Here is a 12,177-nt window from a genome sequence, read left to right on the forward strand (position 1 = left end):
TCATGGGCCGGTTCATGCATGAGGATGTCACGTTTGCAGGAGCGGGACAGATGCATGGCATGGGAGTGAAAGCGCCCGGGATCGGCTGGAGTGCAGCTGCATGCTTCGCCTTGTTTCTCGTCTTCTACCAGAAGATGGACCCGCTTGATTTTCATCCCCTTGCCCGTGGGCTTGATCCTTCCTGGCAGGCGGCTCTGGCCTATGGTCTCGAGCGCGGGCTTTTGTTCGGCACGGATGTCGTATTCACCGGCGGGCCGCTTTCTTCCCTCTATACCCGCCAGTTCAGCGTAGTTTCGGCCTATCCCCTGGCCATCGTTTCCCTGCTGATCGTGATCGTCATTGCCGCAGCCTGGTCAAGGCTGCTGGCGGATCGCGGGCATGCCTTGAATGTCGTGATGGTCTGTCTTGTCCTGTCACTGACCGTTATGGACAACAACAATATCCTGTTTCTGGTGCCGCTTCTGACGGGTCTGGTCGGGCTCGGCGATCCCTGCCGCAGCCGGACCATCCTGACCTGGTGCGGTGTCTTTCTCTCCGGTCTGATCATCCTGGCAAAATTCTCGACCTTGCCGGTTGCGGTGTTCGCGACGCTGGTCCTTGATGTAAGGGCTGTCGCATGTAGACGCCGCCCCCTGCATATGATCGTGCTCGCGCTTGGCCTCGTCGGCGGCTTTGCGGCAAGCGGTCAGCCTCTCAGCCAGCTTGCTGCCTTCCTGGCCGCCAGTTTCGAGGTTTCCGGCGGCTACTCCAGCGCAATGAGCCGCACGGTGGCGCGCAGCCTCGGCGAGCGCCTGGCCTGGTTGGGCATTGCGAGCCTGTTTGCCGGGATCCTTTTCCATGCGGTCTGGAGCAATCGGCGCAAATATGGACTTTGGCTGCCGCTTGCACGCTGGCTTGTGATCTGCGCCTTCCTGTTCGTCTCCTTCAAGGCCGGTATGGTTCGCCTTCACAGCATCGCAACCTGGGCCGCGCTCGTGATCGCGGTCCTGTCCAGCCTTGACGCGGGCCTCGGCCTGTCCCGGGCAACCGTTCGGCGGCTGATGGTGCTTGCCGCCATTCTGGTGCTTCCGGGACATGCATTGGTCTACGATGCCTACCGGATCGTGCCCTTTTCCGGCATTCTCAACATGCCATCCGCGATCGTGAGCGAGGTGAAGACAGCGGCCGAGTTGATCATGCGGCCTTCGGTCTGGCTTGCAAACCTTGAGGCGCGCAACAAGGCTGCACTGGCTGCGATCAAGGCGCAAACCCCGCTTCCGCCTCTCGACGGCACCGTCGATATCATCCCGTCGGCACAATCGGCTGTGATCGCGAACGGGCTTGCCTACAGGCCTCGTCCGACCATCCAGGAATACTCCACCTATTCCCCCCGCTTGATTGCCCGCAACCGTGCCTTCTTTGCCGACGAGAGCGCACCTGATTATCTCATCATGCAGCCGGGCTCGATCGACGGGCGGCATCCCGCATCGGCGGAAGGGGCGCTGTGGCCGCTGTTCTTCTCGCGCTATGAAGCGGTTCAGTCCTCGCCGCTGGGCCTCATCCTGAAACGGAGGGCAACCCCGATTGCGGATGTGCTGGCGCCGGCCGTCGAGAAGACCGCAAGCTTTGGGGATGAGGTTGCCTTTCCGGCGCCGGATGGTGCCTGGATGGTGTCCATCGACATCCGTCCCACCTTTTTGGGTCGTCTGGTCGATCTGGTCTACCGTCCGCCAATGACGGAGATTGCTGTTCACTACAGCGACGGTTCTTCGGGCACCTATCGCCTCATCCCCGGCATGGCGGCGGACGGCATGCTGTTGTCGCCCCATGTCGCGAGCGCCAGTGATTACCTCATCGTCTCCACGGGCAATGCGGATGCTGCCAATCTGAAGCATGCAACCTCGTTTACGGTCAGGACCGGGATAAAGGCCGGCCTGTTCTATGATCGGGCCCTGGCGATCCGGTTCACGGCTGTGAATGCGGCCCCCCTTCGGGCGGCGAACCAGAATCAGTTCGTCCGGGACATGCAGGCCAAGGCAGGGCGGGTCATTCCCCTCCTGAGAAATAACGACATGCGACCGCCGACCCTTGAGCCTGCGGCGGAAGGTGTCTTTGCGCATGCGCCGGCGAGCCTGCGACTGCCGGTTCAGCCCGGCTCCACGCTCCGTCTGTTCTTCGGCCTGCGCGATGGATCGTGGAGCGGCGGAGGCAATACGGACGGCGTCTGCTTCATCGTCCGGTCGCCATCGGCAGGCCTTGCCGAACGGTGCCTCGATCCCGTGCGCAATCAAGGGGACCGGGGCGAGCAGACGATGGATGTCGATGTTCCCGCCGATGTTACGGAGCTTCGGCTGGACACGGCCTGCCGCGCTGCCTGCACCTGGGACTGGAGCTACTGGGGCGGCGTCGAGGGCATCGCCGGGAAATGAAGGAGGATGCCGCCTGAATGGCGGCTTCCCCTTTCGCGGACTCTATTTTCGGAAGATGCTGTACCTGTGATCGCGCATGAACTGCACCATGTCCCTGAGAATATCGGGCGACGGATAGATCTTCTTGTAGACTTCCGCATCGAACCCGCCATCCCGCATCATTTTCGTTGCAACATCGATTTGCCCTGTGATGTGCGCCATATCTTCGATCGCGCGCTGACTGTACGATGTGAAGAACAGGATACAGGCAATGAAGCCAGCCCCGATCCATCCAAGAGGCTTGGCATTCCGGAGGTAGCCAAGCCTGAGGACGAGGGCGGTCACGGCGAGTGCCAGGGCAATTGCGGGGGTGGAGTATCTGGAGGTCAGCGCCCATTCCGGATTGCCGGCGGTCCCCCGGTTTATTGCCATGGCGGCGATCGATCCGCCCTCGTACAATGCAATGGCGAGAAGGACGAGCAGGGAGCGATCGACAATCGGCGCCTGCCGAAGGCTGACCAGACAGATGATGGCAGCGAGAGCGGTCACGGCAATCCCTGTTCCGATGCTGAGCACGACGCCACCGCGCTGTGCCCAGTTTCCGGCGGCCGCAAAATAGTAGACCAGATTGTCGTAGGTGAAGCCGTGCTTCGGTCCGACAGGAAAGTCGTGCGCGGTCGGAAAGCTGTAATAGAGCAGCGAAAGAAGGAATGCGCCCAACAGGAGCAGGATAGTGGTCCTGTCGCGGGCAAACAGCAGGGCGGCGAGGAAACCGGCGAGGGGGGCAAGAATGCCCGATGCCATCGTTTCTGCCGCCATGACGGCGAGAAGGGCAACGGCCGGTGTCTTGATGCGTAGAGATAGCGGCGAGAACGCGATCATGAAGAGCAGAATGGGCACGATCTGGGCATAACCAAACTGAACCTGGGTCGGCCAGGCCAGGTTCCCCAACGAGACGATTCCTACCATGCTGGCGGCTCCCAGCAGGGACAAGCCCGCTGCGGCCAGCGTTGACCGGCCCTTGGCCCCGGTTGCCATGATCAGTCCTCCGCTGACGAACAGCAGCAGAAACGTCGTGGCAAGAAGCACCTGATTGGATCCCCGCGTCCAGTAGAGATCTGCGAGCATCGTAAGCTTGGTCAGCCCCAGGCGATGCTCATTATGCGTCATGTGGAAGAAGGTCCAGAAGTTCCAGTCGCCTTCCCTCCAGTGGCGGAAGGAGTCAAAATATCCAAAATGGTCCCAATAGGGCAGATCCCGCGCATAGAGAGTAATCTGCTCAAGTGATGCCCGCATTGTGTAGCCCGCTGCGAGCACACAGAGTGCGAAACCGAAAAGCAGGGGCAGGCTGGCGCCCCGCCGGGAGGAGACCTCAAAGTGCATCACATTCCGCCCTCGCATCATCGTTGCAACAGTTCATAGTTGCAGTTGCAATGCGCTGTCAAACCGAGATGATGCAGGTGGAAACACTGCTCGACCATGCCGATGCTGAGCAGTCGGCGTGATCGGCTGCAATCGTCCTCAGGCCGCTATGGCCAGTCTGACCCAGATGGCCGCGTAGCGCTGTCAAGCGTGAACAGGTTATCCCAATGACTATCGAGGGTTGCTGCCTCGCACGCGTCCCGGGAGGGCGGGTAATACCACGCCGTCTGCTCTTCCAATTCATCGCGCTTGACTTTCCGGCCCCGCACTTCAATTAGGCGGGAGCCTTCTCCGTAAGCCATTCTGGTGACCGCGTTTGTGGATATCGTCGCGTTGCGAAAACAATGTCATTCTGCATGAAGCCAGACGAGCGGCCTGAAGGCCAGCCGCGGACCAGCGGCGTGATCGTGACCTACCGGCCGGCGCCGCACGACCTCCTGCGCCTCGTGCAGGCCGTTCGTCCGCAGGTCGACCTGCTGTTCATCATCGATAATGGCGATGGCCGTTTGATACCCACGGAGGTGCTGCAGTCGGATGTGACGCTCATCTGCCTCGGTGACAACAAGGGCATCGGGGCTGCCCAGAACATCGGCGTGTCGGAGGCCTTGCGGCAGGGCAGTGCCTTCGTGCTGCTGCTGGATCAGGACAGCATTCCCGCCGGCGACATGGTCGCCCGTCTGATCGAGGCGCATGAACGGTTGGTCTCCCGGGGAACAAGGGTCGCAGCCGTCGGGCCCAGCTATATCGATCCACGCCAGGGTGACGTGGCCCCTTTTGTCTATCGCGATGGTTTCCAGTTGAAGCGCCGTCAAAGCAAGACCGCTGAAGCGGTGGCGGAAACCGATTTTCTGATTGCGTCCGGTTGCCTTGTCTCTCGGGAGGCCTTGTCGGCCGTCGGCCTGATGGAGGAGGCGCTCTTCATCGATTATGTCGATATCGAGTGGGGCCTGCGCGCCCGAGATCAGGGGTTTCTCAGTTTCGGTGTTCATGCGGCCGTGATGACGCATTCGCTGGGCGATGAATGGCTCGCCTTCTGCGGACGACGGGTGCCGGTTCACAGCCCCTTGCGGCATTACTACCAGTTCCGCAACGCCATCTGGCTGGCCAGACGGCCCTGGATCAACTGGCCCTGGCGGTTGATTCTTCTGCAGCGGCTGGTGCTGCAGTTTCTCTTCTTCAGCCTTTTCGGGCAAGGGCGTCTGCAGCATGTCCGAAAGATGGGCCTTGGCTTCTGGCACGGCATGACGGGACGCAGCGGCAAACTGCCGGAGTGATGCTAAGCCAGCCTTCGCCATGCCGCCAGTGAAGCTGCAACCCTGTGGGCCGTCCTGCATCTTAGGACGTGCCGTGCGATGGTGCGCCGCGAACTGTGCGGTCAGGAGGCCAGTGTCGGGTCGCCTTCGTTGCGGGGCGGCCATGCCAGCGAAAAGTCTTCGTGCTCCAGCGTCAGGTTCGGATTGTAGGCGGGATCACGATTCAGAATATGCTTCCAGCGGCCAAGCATATACTCGGCTTCACCCTGGAACCGGCGCATCTTTTCCGGTGTGTCCTCATGGCCGCGGGTGGCGGATTCGTGGTGATAAAGCTCCGCATAGGGCGTCCAGACGTTGCGATATCCGGCCTCGCGCACGCGGATACAGAAGTCGACGTCATTGAAGGCGACTTTCAGCCTCTCTTCATCGAGACCGCCAACCTCTTCGTATATGCTCTTGCGCACGAGCAGGCAGGCGGCTGTTACTGCGGTCAGGCTCTGGATGAGATCGCCGCGCGAGAAATAGCTGGGGCCCCCCTTGGGGAGGTACTTGTGCGAGTGTCCCGCGACCCCTCCGATCCCGAGAATGACGCCGCCATGCTGCAGGCGGTTGTCCGGATACCACAGCCTCGCGCCGACGACGCCGACGCCCTTCTGAATGGCGATCCCCATCATTTCCGAGAGCCAGTCCTCTGAAATGACTTCGATATCATTGTTCATCAGGACGATGAACGCACCGCTTGCGGAACGGACAGCACTGTTGTTCAGCTGGGAATAGTTGAATGGCCTTTCGTCACGCACGACCTTGACGTTTGCCTGCGCCTGCACCTGCGCAAAATACGCCATGGTACGTGGATCGTCGGAATTGTTGTCGACGATCAGGATCTCGTAATTGGCATAGGACGTCTTTGTCCGGATGGAATCGATGCACTGCCGCAGCAGGTCGACGCCATTGCGGGTGGGGATCACGATGGTGACGAGGGGAAGGACTTCCGGAAGGCTGTATCTGACACGGTACATGCTGGTTGGAAGGATCTCGACCGTTCCCGGCACGGAAAGTCGCTTCAGGTGATCCTGGATCGCCCTTTGACCGGCTCTCACGGCATAGGACTTGTTGCTGGCGCTTTGCGCCGTGCTGCCGGAATGGCTGCGCCAGTGATAGAGAACGCGCGGGATGTGGGCGATCTCGCCGGGCGTCAGTCCCTCGGAAAAGCGCAGAACCAGATCGTGGTCCTGGGAGCCCTCCAGGCCCTTCCGGAAACCGCCGATCTCCCGGATGCGGTCGCGCCTGTAGACGCCCAGATGGCAGACATAGTTGCATGACCGCAGGAGATCCGGATTCCAGTCGGGTTTGAAATAAGGATCGTAGCGCTTCACGCCGTCGAACTTGTCCTCGTCGGAATAGATCAGCTTGACGTCTTCTCGCCCCAGAATCTCCCGCGCCACGTAAAACAGAGCATCCTGCGTCAGAAGATCGTCCTGATCGAGCAAGGCAATCCATTCGCCGGTTGCCATGTCGATTGCGGTATTCGATGCTTCGGAAATATGGCCGTTCACACGCCGGAACGTCACCTTGATGCGGTCATCCGTTGCGCGCAGCTGTTTCAGGTATTTCCGAACCTCCCTGTCCGTTGATTTGTCGTCGGCTATGCACAGCTCCCAATGGGGGTAGAGCTGGGCCTTTACGGACTCAACAGCCTGCTGCAGAAGTTCGAGGGGAGGATTGTAAACCGGCATGACGATCGAAATGAGCGGGCGATTGTGCCATCCGGCAATCTCCTGCCGGATCGCCTGCCTGCCGTCATCATCAAGCGAGGCGTATTTGGCGAGCCACTCCAGGTAGACCTGTCCGTCACCGGAGTCGATCGGCATCGAGACGGCCGCGATCTCCTGGGCGCGGCGCCATGTCGAGAAGATGCCCTGCGGGCCTTCCCGTCTGAGCTTGGCAATCAGTCTGGATGCCGCGCGGCCGAGGCCGCCATGGCGGCGGATGAGGCTTGAGGCGACTTTCGCCACGTGTCTGGCGCGCCTGAGCTGATGTCCCGCCCAGCGGTAGCCCTTCGTCAGCCTCCAGCTGGAGGATGACCGCATTTGTTCGATCAACGCGTCAAGCTGGCTGGCGCGCGCGCATGCCTCGTCACGTTCGATCTGGAGAGCGGCAAGGCGCGTGTCCTTGAGCTCGCTTGCTCTGGCGACGCGGTCACGGTCTTCCGTGAGAAGATGGCATTGCTCTTCCAGTTCCTTGAGATTCTGCGGGCCGAAGGTCAACTGATACTCGATCGAGTTGATCAGGCCGAGACGGGCATAGAGCGAGCGGGTGAGCGCTGCGTCTTCCGGGCCTGCGGCACACAGAGCCATGATCGGTGCCGGTGCGTTCTTGCCAACCACTAGAACGCCAAGTCCGTTGCCATGGTGGAATTCGAAACTCGGATAATCCTTTGCGATGTCGGCCCAGAGCTTCCAGACGCCAAAATCCTGCGTCTGGACCTGGGTGTCATGAAACAGAATGACGCCTCGATTGGAAAGCGTGCCCCGCCAGGTTTCGAAATCCTCAAGAACGTCTTCGTAACGATGGCGGCCATCGATATGCAGAAGGTCTATCGTGCCATCGGCAAATTGAGAGCGGGCCTCCTGGAAGGTGGATCGAATCAGGAATCCTGTCTGCGGATAGTCCCGCTGAACCTCAGCCTCCAGGGTGTCGAAGATCTCGTCACCGTAAAAACCGGCATGGGCATCACCCCGCCATGTATCCACAGCGTAAATGTGTGATGTCAGATTGTTTTGTTTGGCTGCCTGGCACAGAGAGAGAAATGAAAAGCCGTGATGCGTGCCGAGTTCTACCACATTTTCGGGTTGAAGCTGCTGCATCAACCAGAAGGCAAAAGGCCCATGTTCAAGCCACGCAGAAAGCCGCAAGTGTTGTGAGGATTTGAGCGTGTTTTGTGTCAGAAACATCTGCCATTTCCAATACTTGGTAATATCAGGGGCTTCTTACCATATCTCGGGGATTTCGCCATCCTCGATTGCGGGCAGATGGGCGCGATTCACCTTTTTCCTCAGAGGTATTCGCGTTTAAGCTGCGGTGGCGGGTGGCTGGACCTTCGTCCCGCTGAGAGGGATGACGGATGCCGTGGTCTTCTGTCGCCGCAACGTGCGGGTGGCCATCGTCCAGCCGGCCCTCGGACATGGCGTCCGGTCAAATTGCCGCAGTCTTCAGGGATGCTTTTTGCATGGGCTGCGGATCATTCTTTTGCCACAGGCGTTGTCGAGAACGAAGCGCTGGACTGGTTTCGCCCAGCGGCCAACAGATAAGAAAACAATGGAGCACAGGGATGAAAAAGCGAGTTGCAGTCGCGCTGGTGGCAATCATGGCGCTGGAAGGTGCGGGCGCGGCCATGGCGGCGGATGCCGTTCGGCGCGAGCGTGCGGCACCGGTGCCGGCCTATGATGATGCGCGCGGCGGCGTGCGCATCGGCTATCTGGATTGTACCATCGAGGGCGGCGTCGGCTATGTCCTGGGTTCGGCAAAGGGCGCAAGCTGCGTCTTCACCTCGACGATCGGCAGCGAGCCTCTCGACCAGTACAGCGGCGTGGTGCGCAAAATGGGTGTCGATCTCGGCTTTACCACCCGCAGCCGGTTGATCTGGGCGGTCTTCGCGCCGACCGCCGGGTATCATCACGGATCGCTGGCCGGCCTTTATCAGGGCATCACCGCCGAGGCGACGGTTGGTGCCGGGGTTGGGGCAAACGTTCTGATCGGCGGCACCTCCGGTTCGATCCACCTCCAGACGGTGAGCGTCACCGGCCAGATTGGTCTGAATGTCGCAGCGACCGGCACGTCGCTGACGCTGACGCCGGCGAGCTGATCGTCGGTCGCAGCCTTTGGCGGAACGTTGAATTCAGGCACGCGTGTCGGTCATTGTTGGCCGGCGCGTTGTCCTGGATGACGAAGAAAAGGGGTCAGGCCCGGGCCTTCTGGCGCCTGCACCAGTCGACGGCGGCCTCGATGCCGCCGAGCGGGAAGAGATGCGCCTGCCGGATCAGGCTTTCCGGATGGCTGGCGCGATGACGTTCCAGCTGCGCCAGTAGATCGGTCGGTTCATAAGGCACCAGCAGGCGCGTCACATCGAGCGCGCGCTTCTGCAAAACCTTCAACGACGGCCCGACACCGCAGGATATCGCATATTTGATCAGCGTCTGCAGCTTGGCCGGGCCGGCAAGGCCCACATGCACGGGCAGCGTGATGCCCAGGGCTGCGATGCGCTCTGCCCAGCGGATCACGCTCTCGGCATCGAAGGCGAACTGGGTGGTGATGGCGATGCGGGCATCGGTGCGGTCGGCATAGGCCTGCTTGGTCATCAGTGCGGCATCAACGCCCGTGCTGGAACCGTCGCGGTCTATGTCGCGATTGCCCTCGGGATGGCCTGCCACGTGCAGATCGGTAAAGCCCATCCGGTCGAACAACCCGGTTTCGATCAGGTCTATCGAACTCGTGAGGCTGCCGCGCGGCGCGCTGTTGCCGCCCGCCAGCAACAGGGCCTGGCGTATATCGGCTTCCTGCCGGTAGCGCGTCAGCAGGTCTTCGAGCGCGGCCTTGCCGTCGATGGAGCGCGCGGGAATGTGCGGCATGACGGGAAATCCATCGCGTGTCAGACGTCGGGCCGTCGCCACCATGTCATCCAGCGGAGTGCCGTCGATGTGCGCGATATAGACGCGCGTACCGGGCGGCAGCAGCGTTTTGAAATCCGGAATTTTCGCCGCCGTGCGCGGCATGACCTCAATGGACCACCGATCCAGCAGGCTGGAGCCGGCTGAAGCCTCCCGATGCGGATTGCTGCGCATGTCCATGCTCATCCTCCATCTCTCCCGTGGATGATGTATACATAAAATTTGTCCATCGCCAAGCTGATTTCATGAATTCTGTACGATATGGCGGGTTCTGGTCGATTTTTACCGCAAGCGAACCGGCCCTTGCGCCGTCGACGGCTTGTCCATGTATTCACGGCTTGCGAAATTGCGCCCCCTCTGGCAGTCTCCGCCCTGTCTGTCCCAGAGGGTGCGGTGGTGGAGGAGGCTGGCCGGCCTGTGCGGCACGCAGACAGGGCGCCGGCGCCCGCAGGGGCGCGGTCGGGCGAATGTGTCGAGGGGCCGGTCGAGATCATGCGGAAGTCATAGCGGCTTTCGTCGCGCGGCCCGCGTCTGCTGGCCCGCGTTTCTGGCCTGCTGGCGACATCTGCGACATGCGCGGCATCGGTGCCCCGGGCGTGGCGACCGAGAGGGTTCAACAGGTTTTGCGGAGGAGGGGCCGGAACGACCATGCCGGCCCGAAGGGAGGAGCATGTCCGAATTCATCATGACACTTCGCTGCGGCAACCGCAGCGGCATTGTGGCCGCCGTCGCCGGCCGTCTGGCGGCGCAGGGCGGTGACATTACCGAGGCGCATCAGTTCGATGATCCCGAAACCGGCATGTTCTTCATGCGTGTCGCCTTCCGGGCTGAGACTGATGCCGCTACGCTTCGCGCGGGCCTGGACGAGGAGGTGCGCCGTTTCGGCCTTGATCTGACGCTGAGGGTGGCTGGCGCGCGCCGCAAGGTGCTGCTGCTGGTCTCGCGCTTCGATCACTGCCTGGGCGACCTTTTGTACCGCACGCGGATCGGCGAGCTTCCCATGGAGCCGGTGGCGATCATCGGTAACCACCCGCGCGAGGCCCTCAATCTCACGCTGATGGGCGCTATCCCCTATCATCATCTTCCGGTGACGGCGGCGAGCAAGCGCGAGCAGGAGGCGGCGATCCAGCGGGTGATCGAGGAGAGTGGTGCGGAGTTGGTAGTGCTGGCCCGCTACATGCAGATCCTGTCGGATGAGTTTTCCGCCTGGCTCTCCGGACGCTGCATCAACATTCACCACAGTTTTCTGCCCGGCTTCAAGGGTGCCAAGCCCTATCACCAGGCGCACCGGCGTGGCGTGAAGATGATTGGCGCCACAGCCCATTACGTGACCGGCGACCTCGATGAGGGGCCGATCATCTGCCAGGATGTCGAACCCGTCAGCCATGCCGATACGCCGGACGATCTGGTCCGCAAGGGCCGCGACATCGAGCGTCGCGTGCTGGCGCGGGCTGTCGCCTGGCACCTGGAGGACCGGGTGCTGCTCAACAAGGACAAGACGGTCGTCTTCGCCAGGTAGGCGTGGCGGTGGCTGTATACAGCTTTCCCGTCCCGCTGCCGGCACGCGCAGGGCTCCGCATTGATTGTTCTTGTCTTTGAGGACATGCTGTGGATACAGCAAGGCATGGCCGGCGGTGGGTGTCCGGCCGATATGGGGCAAAGCTTGATGCGTCAGGTGGAAGCGGCCACGCATGGCCGGCGCGCGGTCATCGAATTGCGGGAGCGGATCCTGAGTGGCGAACTGCAGGGCGGCACGCGCCTGTTCGAGGTGCCGCTGGCGGAACTGCTGGAGATTTCCCGCACGCCGGTGCGCGAGGCGCTGTCGCGTCTGGCGGAGGAAGGGCTGCTCGACCGGTTGCCGAATGGCGGCTTTGTGGTTCGCCGCTTCGGCCTTGCCGACGTGGTGGATTCGATCGAGGTGCGCGGCGTGATGGAAGGCATGGCGGCGCGGCTGGCGGCCGAGCGCGGGGTGGCGCCTGACCTGCTTGCCGAGATCAGGCAGACCGTGGCGCGGCTGGACCTCTGCTTCGGCGAACAGCCGGATGATGTGGATTTCGATGCCTATGCCGATCTGAATGCCGAGTTCCACCGGCAGATGGCAGCCCTTGCCGGCAGCGATGTGATCCGCCGCGAGGTGGAGCGTGCCAGTGCCTTGCCCTTTGCCTCACCATCGGCCTTTCTGCCGAACAAGTCGAATATCGCGGCCTTCCGCCGGTCGCTGCGCACCGCGCAGGAGCAGCATCGGGCGATTGTCCGCGCCATCGAAAACCGGGAGGGCAGCCGCGCCGAAGCGATTGCCCGCGAACATGCCCGCACCGCTCGCAACAATCTGGAATACATCCTTCAGGAAGATCCCTCCCTTCTCGAAAAGGTGAAGGTTCTGGCGCTGCTGCAGGACTGACTTTTTCCCCTCGCCCCCAGCAACTTGGAGCCGCCGTCGTGGATGCT

The 12,177-nt window shown here is 61.7% G+C and carries 8 protein-coding genes; 5 read left to right on the top strand and 3 right to left on the bottom strand.

Annotated elements, in window-relative coordinates; genetic code table 11:
* Window positions 1–50: 50 nt before the first annotated feature.
* Entirely contained in the window at window positions 51–2,408 is a 2,358-nt protein-coding gene (locus FNA46_RS20320; RefSeq protein ID WP_143127038.1) for a hypothetical protein, read from the top strand.
* Window positions 2,409–2,450: 42 nt separating this feature from the next.
* Here the strand turns inward: FNA46_RS20320 and FNA46_RS20325 are convergent, their stop codons facing one another.
* Complete coding sequence (locus FNA46_RS20325; protein ID WP_143127039.1) at window positions 2,451–3,770, bottom strand: hypothetical protein; 1,320 nt, start codon at window positions 3,768–3,770, stop codon at window positions 2,451–2,453.
* Window positions 3,771–4,165: 395 nt separating this feature from the next.
* Between FNA46_RS20325 and FNA46_RS20330 the strand changes: the two genes are divergently transcribed.
* Window positions 4,166–5,083: a glycosyltransferase family 2 protein gene (locus FNA46_RS20330; protein ID WP_246103241.1), complete on the top strand. Its 918-nt coding sequence runs from the start codon at window positions 4,166–4,168 to the stop codon at window positions 5,081–5,083.
* A gap of 101 nt (window positions 5,084–5,184) precedes the next feature.
* Here the strand turns inward: FNA46_RS20330 and FNA46_RS20335 are convergent, their stop codons facing one another.
* The gene (locus FNA46_RS20335) at window positions 5,185–8,016 is read right to left on the bottom strand and encodes a glycosyltransferase family 2 protein (RefSeq protein ID WP_143127040.1); all 2,832 of its coding nucleotides are present in this window, start codon (window positions 8,014–8,016) and stop codon (window positions 5,185–5,187) included.
* Window positions 8,017–8,393: 377 nt separating this feature from the next.
* Here FNA46_RS20335 and FNA46_RS20340 point away from each other — a divergent pair, with 377 nt between their 5' ends.
* Window positions 8,394–8,927 carry a DUF992 domain-containing protein gene (locus FNA46_RS20340; protein WP_143127041.1) on the top strand — a complete coding sequence of 178 codons (534 nt, stop codon included), beginning with the start codon at window positions 8,394–8,396 and terminating at the stop codon, window positions 8,925–8,927.
* 94 nt (window positions 8,928–9,021) lie between these two features.
* Here the strand turns inward: FNA46_RS20340 and FNA46_RS20345 are convergent, their stop codons facing one another.
* Window positions 9,022–9,915 carry a methylenetetrahydrofolate reductase gene (locus tag FNA46_RS20345; RefSeq protein WP_143127042.1) on the bottom strand — a complete coding sequence of 298 codons (894 nt, stop codon included), beginning with the start codon at window positions 9,913–9,915 and terminating at the stop codon, window positions 9,022–9,024.
* A 484-nt stretch (window positions 9,916–10,399) separates the two neighbouring features.
* On the opposite strand from FNA46_RS20345, the gene purU reads away from it, so the two are divergent.
* Both purU and FNA46_RS20355 read left to right on the top strand, forming a co-directional pair.
* The gene (gene purU / locus FNA46_RS20350) at window positions 10,400–11,248 is read left to right on the top strand and encodes a formyltetrahydrofolate deformylase (RefSeq protein ID WP_143127043.1); all 849 of its coding nucleotides are present in this window, start codon (window positions 10,400–10,402) and stop codon (window positions 11,246–11,248) included.
* A gap of 147 nt (window positions 11,249–11,395) precedes the next feature.
* On the top strand, window positions 11,396–12,130 hold the full coding sequence (locus FNA46_RS20355) for a GntR family transcriptional regulator (protein ID WP_143127044.1): 735 nt from the start codon (window positions 11,396–11,398) through the stop codon (window positions 12,128–12,130).
* Window positions 12,131–12,177 lie beyond the last annotated feature (47 nt).

Source organism: Affinirhizobium straminoryzae, from assembly GCF_007004135.1.
Taxonomy (GTDB): Bacteria; Pseudomonadota; Alphaproteobacteria; order Rhizobiales; family Rhizobiaceae; genus Neorhizobium; species Neorhizobium straminoryzae.

What these genes read in the sequence shown, in the direction of transcription:
- FNA46_RS20320 (WP_143127038.1), top strand. Translation starts at nt 51, where the DNA reads ATGCATGGCATGGGAGTGAAAGCGCCCGGGATCGGCTGGAGTGCAGCT.
- FNA46_RS20325 (WP_143127039.1), bottom strand. Translation starts at nt 3,770, where the DNA reads ATGCACTTTGAGGTCTCCTCCCGGCGGGGCGCCAGCCTGCCCCTGCTT.
- FNA46_RS20330 (WP_246103241.1), top strand. Translation starts at nt 4,166, where the DNA reads ATGAAGCCAGACGAGCGGCCTGAAGGCCAGCCGCGGACCAGCGGCGTG.
- FNA46_RS20335 (WP_143127040.1), bottom strand. Translation starts at nt 8,016, where the DNA reads ATGTTTCTGACACAAAACACGCTCAAATCCTCACAACACTTGCGGCTT.
- FNA46_RS20340 (WP_143127041.1), top strand. Translation starts at nt 8,394, where the DNA reads ATGAAAAAGCGAGTTGCAGTCGCGCTGGTGGCAATCATGGCGCTGGAA.
- FNA46_RS20345 (WP_143127042.1), bottom strand. Translation starts at nt 9,915, where the DNA reads ATGAGCATGGACATGCGCAGCAATCCGCATCGGGAGGCTTCAGCCGGC.
- purU (WP_143127043.1), top strand. Translation starts at nt 10,400, where the DNA reads ATGTCCGAATTCATCATGACACTTCGCTGCGGCAACCGCAGCGGCATT.
- FNA46_RS20355 (WP_143127044.1), top strand. Translation starts at nt 11,396, where the DNA reads ATGCGTCAGGTGGAAGCGGCCACGCATGGCCGGCGCGCGGTCATCGAA.